The organism is Methyloceanibacter marginalis, from assembly GCF_001723295.1.
Taxonomy (GTDB): domain Bacteria; phylum Pseudomonadota; class Alphaproteobacteria; order Rhizobiales; family Methyloligellaceae; genus Methyloceanibacter; species Methyloceanibacter marginalis.
This window is the reverse complement of the sequence record NZ_LPWD01000324.1, coordinates 1-4683: the sequence shown is the minus strand read 5'-3', so window position 1 is coordinate 4683 and position 4683 is coordinate 1. Positions and strand designations below refer to the sequence as shown.

The following is a 4683-nucleotide window of genomic DNA, read 5'->3' as shown; positions in this document are numbered from 1 at the left end:
TGCCAGAACGGCATCATCGAGCGGCCCTCGTCCCCGCACGGCCCCTCTGCCTGCTGCACATGGCGAGAACGCGTTCCGGGGCGCCCTTGATGAGCGCAAAGGTTGCGCCGTCCTCATGGCTATGGTGCAGCGTCGCCATGAATTTGTGCTCGGTGTCGAAGGGAATCTCGTCGGTGCGCGGCAATTGCTTGCGCAGGAGCTCGGCATCGAAACCGAGTTTCATTCCGAGGCTGACAAGAGCGCCCTCCATCGGGTCGCCATGAACGCGCCAATCGTCTTCGCTTTGACGCAAATCTGCATCGTTGCAGAGGATGGCCGCTCTTGCCGCTTCGGTCAGCGTCGGATAGCGCGCGGCCTGGATCGGATCGCCGCTCAGCCTCACGTCGCCGGCGGGATCGTAGCCCGAACCGGAAACATCGAACTGCCCCTCGGCAGTGAGCACCGTGCGGGCCATCATCTCGTTGCGGGTCAGCGTGCCCGTCTTGTCGGAGCAGATTACCGACACCGAACCGAGGGTCTCGACGGCGGGAAGCCGCCGGATGATGGCGTTGCGGGCGCCATGCGCTGCACACCGATGGCGAGGGTGATCGTCATGACCGCGGGCAGTCCTTCCGGAATCGCCGAGACGGCAAGGCCGATCACCACCATGAAGGCCTCGGGCCACTCGTAGCCCTGGACATAGACGGCGTAGAGAAACACGGCGGCGCAGATGGCAAGGATCACCGCTGTCAGCAGGCGGGCGAACCGGCTCATCTGGCGCAGGAGCGGCGTGGTCAGCGTCTCGACCGTGCCGACCAGCGTGCTGATGCGGCCGAGCTCGCTCGTGGCCCCGGTCGCCACGGTGACGCCGCTGCCGCCACCGGTCGTCACGAGCGTGCCCGAGAAGGCCATTGAACGCCGGTCGCCGAGCGGGGAATCAGCCGGAAGCGGGCGCATATCCTTCTCGACGGGGAGCGACTCGCCGGTGAGCGCGGCTTCGTCGATGCGCAGGTTGCGCGCCCTGAACAGACGCAAATCCGCCGGCACACGGTCTCCAGGCTCCAGCAGAACGATATCGCCCGGAACGATGTCCTCGGCCGGCACGACGGTCCGGTGGCCGTCACGCATGACCGAGGCGTGTGGGTCGATCATGCTGCGGATCGCCTCAAGGGCCCGCTCGGCGCGGCCTTCTTGCACAAAACCGATGATGGCGTTGAGGATGACGACCGCCAAGATCACCGCGGCGTCCGTAATGTGCCCAATCGCCGTGGCCAGCACCGCTGCGCCCAGCAGCACGTAGATCAGCACGTTGTGGAACTGGAGAAGAAAACGCCACAGCGCGCTTTGCTTCGCCGACACGGGAAGACGATTGGGGCCAAACAGCGCTTTGCGCGCTTCTGCCTCGCCAGCGCTCAAGCCCGAAGAGCCGCTCTCGAGCGCCGCCAGCACCTCTTCGGCAGGTTTGCTGTGCCAAGATGTGCTTGCTTGCTGTGCAGCGCTGACGGCCGAAAGACTCACGAAAACTCGCCCTGGCTTCTGATGTCACGACGATCCCGCGAAGGGCACGCTTCCATGTTGAGCCAGATCAACCTGTGGCGTGGCAGGTCAAGGCGCCGGGGGCAGCTCGCCATCGGTCGGCGCATCGGCCGGCGCGTCGTCCGGGGCCGGCGGCATGTCGTCGAGCGGTGCCGGAGGCTCAACCGTAACGGAGACCGGCGCGGTCTCGATCTCTTTCGTGGTCCAGTCGAGAATCTCGCGCTCGATCTTGCCGAAGGCGGCGCTCAGCGCATCGACATAGTAGCGCACCTCGCTTCCCGTCGCCGGCGCCGAGGTCTCGAATTTGCGCGAAGCGATGATCTCGCTCTCCGGGCTGAGCAGCTTGGCCAGGATCACGATCTGGGCTTCGGGCGCACCTTTCGTCGCGATGTCGAACTCCCGGATGTCAATCGAGAGTTGATAATTGCTGGCGAAGTCGCCGATGGTGCGGGTGACGCGTTGCGCGTAGCCGGCGTTCTCGAACGTTTCCAGCAGCTTCGCTTGGACCAGGATCGGCAGGCTGTCGCTCCACCGCGCATTTTCGAGCGGCAAGCTTTCGTCCGGCGCGGGCTTGGTGAGGATCTTGTCCGTGTTGAAAGCGAGCAGCGTGGTCGGCTCGGGGATGACCAATTGCCAGTCCGGCGCCTCCTCGGGCGGCGGCGGAAGATCGGCCGCGGCTTGAGCGAATAGAGCGGCGCCGTGCCCTTGCCGCCGCCGGTCATGCGCTCGATGCCCGCCAAGATACCGTCGACCTTGTCGGCGTTGCGCGCCAGCGCGTCGGTGAAGACTTCGATGTTCTCGATCGCTTCGTTCAGCGGTTGCGCATTCTCGTTCAGAATCGTCTCGACCTGCTGAAACGCATCGCGCGCGGACTGGGTCCAATCCTGACCGACGCCGGGCGGGGCGATGAGCGTGGCGATGCCGCCATCGGCCGGAAGCGGTGCGGTGGAGGTGCCGCCGGTGAGCGTGATGGCAACGCCGCCTGTGAGGCCCTGCTGCTCCACGTTGACCCGCGTATCCTCACGGATAGGCGTGTGCTTCACCACATCGATGGTGGCGATCACCTGCTGCGGCTGGGCGGGATTGAGAGCGATGCCGGTGACATCGCCGACGCGGATGCCGTTGAACAAGACGGCGGAGCCGACCAGCAGGCCGGAGACCGAGCTCTCGAACTGCACGCGATAGGTTTCGCGCTCGCCGAAGCCGCCTTTGTTCTCCAGCCAATAGACGAAGCCGAAGGTCGCGGCGATCACGGCGAGCATGAACAGTCCGATCAAGGCGTAGCGGGCGCGGGTTTCCATCGATCAGATCCCTTTCCGTTCAAGCGCTCATCTGGCGGTCCGCCAGCATGCCGCCGCGCTTCCCCTGGAAGTAGGTTTTCACCCAGGGGTGTTCCGATTCAAGCATTGTGGCGATGGGGCCGTCGGCCACGACCTTGCCGTCGGCCAGAACCGCGATGCGGTCGCACGCGGTATAAAGACTCTCCAGGTCGTGGGTCACCATGAACACGGTGATCTCCAAGGTCTGCTGAAGCGTGCGGATCAATTCGTCGAAATCGCCGGCGGAGATCGGGTCGAGGCCGGAGGTGGGCTCGTCCAGAAACACGATCTCCGGATCGAGCGCCAGGGCGCGCGCCAGCGCGACGCGCTGGGTCATGCCGCCCGACAGCTCGGAGGGAAACTTGTTGCCGTCATGAGGGGAGAGCCCGACCATCTCCAGCTTGGCGAGCGCCATCTCATCCATCAGCCTTTGCGAGATGTCCAAATTCTCGCGCATGGGAAACTGCACGTTCTGCTTGACCGTGAGCGAGGAGAACAGGGCGCCTTGCTGAAACAGCACGCCCCAGCGGCGTTCGAGCGCGCGGCGCTTCTCCTCGCTCGCGTGCGCCAAGTCGACGCCGAGCACCTCGATGCTGCCGTGCTGCCGCGGTAAGAGCCCGATAATGGTGCGCAGCAGGACCGACTTGCCCGCGCCCGAGGCGCCGACGACGCCGAGGATCTCGGCGCCGCGCACGTCGAGGTCGAGGTGGTTCAGCACGGTCTGACCGCCGAAGCCGACCACGAGGTCGCGCACCTTGATGACGGGTTCCTTGGCGGTCATCGCGGGATCACATTCCGATCGAGGCGAAGAAGATGGCGAACAGCCCGTCCAGCACGATCACCAGAAAGATCGATTCCACCACGGACTTGGTGGTCTGAATGCCGAGCGACTCGGCGCTGCCTTTGACGCGCAAGCCCTCGGCGCAGGCGATGATGCCGATGACGAGGCCCATGAAGGGCGCCTTGATCATGCCGACCTGAAAATGGGTGAGCGAAATCGCGTCGGTGAGCCGCGCCATATAGATGTCGGGGCTCATGCCGCCATAGAGCCAGGCCACCAGGCCGCCCCCGTAAAGCGCCGCCATGGAGCCGAGGAAGGTCAGCACCGGCAGCGCCACGACCAGGACGAGGATGCGCGGCAGGACCAGGACCTCGATGGGGTCGAAGCCCATGGTGCGCAGTGCGTCGATCTCCTCGCGCATCTTCATGGAGCCAAGCTCGGCGGTGTAGGAGCTGCCTGAACGCCCGGCCACCATGATGGCGACGATGAGCACGCCGATTTCGCGCAAGACCAGGATGCCAACGAGGTCCACGGAGTAGAGCTCGGCGCCGAATTTGCGGAAGTGGAAGATGCCTTGCTGCGAGATAATGGCGCCGATCAGGAAGGTGATGAGCAGGATGATGGGCACCGCCTGCCAGGCCACGCGGTCGAACTGATGCACGGTCGAGGTGAGGCGGTATTCGCGCGGCCGCACGATAACGCGCACCAGCGCCGTGCCGACGCTTCCCAGCATCTCGGAGAAGACGACGAAGTTGTGCCCGAAAGACGCGCCGCCGCGGCCGATTGCGGCAAGGGCGGTGACGATGGGGTTCAGACGCGGAGGCTGCGGTGGCGCCTCTTGATTGACGCCGTGCATCTCCTCCAGGAGGCCAAGGTCGTGCTCGGGTAACCCGACGACGACAGCCTCGCGGCCCGAGGTCGTCCATTGGCGGGTGAGCCGCTCCAGCAGCCAGGCGCCGAAGGTGTCGAACTCGCGGACACCGCCCATATCGATCGACATGTTTTTGGCTTTGGGCGCTTCGCCCGCGACGCCTTCGACCAGGGCTTCGAGTTCGCCCGCCATGCGGG

5 protein-coding genes and 1 pseudogene are annotated in these 4683 nt (G+C 65.2%); all 6 read right to left on the bottom strand.

Annotated elements, in window-relative coordinates:
- Nucleotides 1-13: 13 nt before the first annotated feature.
- The gene (locus AUC71_RS21310) at nt 14-505 is read right to left on the bottom strand and encodes a hypothetical protein (RefSeq protein WP_069624424.1); all 492 of its coding nucleotides are present in this window, start codon (nt 503-505) and stop codon (nt 14-16) included.
- A complete protein-coding gene (locus tag AUC71_RS17920; protein ID WP_244500926.1) occupies nt 496-1497 on the bottom strand; it encodes an HAD-IC family P-type ATPase in 1002 nt (333 codons plus the stop codon). Before AUC71_RS17920 ends, AUC71_RS21310 begins: the two co-directional genes overlap by 10 nt.
- 87 nt (nt 1498-1584) lie before the next feature.
- Nucleotides 1585-2145: an ABC-type transport auxiliary lipoprotein family protein gene (locus AUC71_RS21305; protein WP_244500925.1), complete on the bottom strand. Its 561-nt coding sequence runs from the start codon at nt 2143-2145 to the stop codon at nt 1585-1587.
- Nucleotides 2146-2480: 335 nt separating this feature from the next.
- Nucleotides 2481-2777: pseudogene (locus tag AUC71_RS21300) on the bottom strand (MlaD family protein); the annotation flags it as partial.
- A 58-nt stretch (nt 2778-2835) separates the two neighbouring features.
- A complete protein-coding gene (locus AUC71_RS11780; protein ID WP_069624420.1) occupies nt 2836-3615 on the bottom strand; it encodes an ABC transporter ATP-binding protein in 780 nt (259 codons plus the stop codon).
- Between the two features lie 7 nt (nt 3616-3622).
- Nucleotides 3623-4683 (bottom strand): ABC transporter permease (locus tag AUC71_RS11775; RefSeq protein WP_069624419.1); only part of this gene is annotated, 1061 nt, incomplete at its 5' end.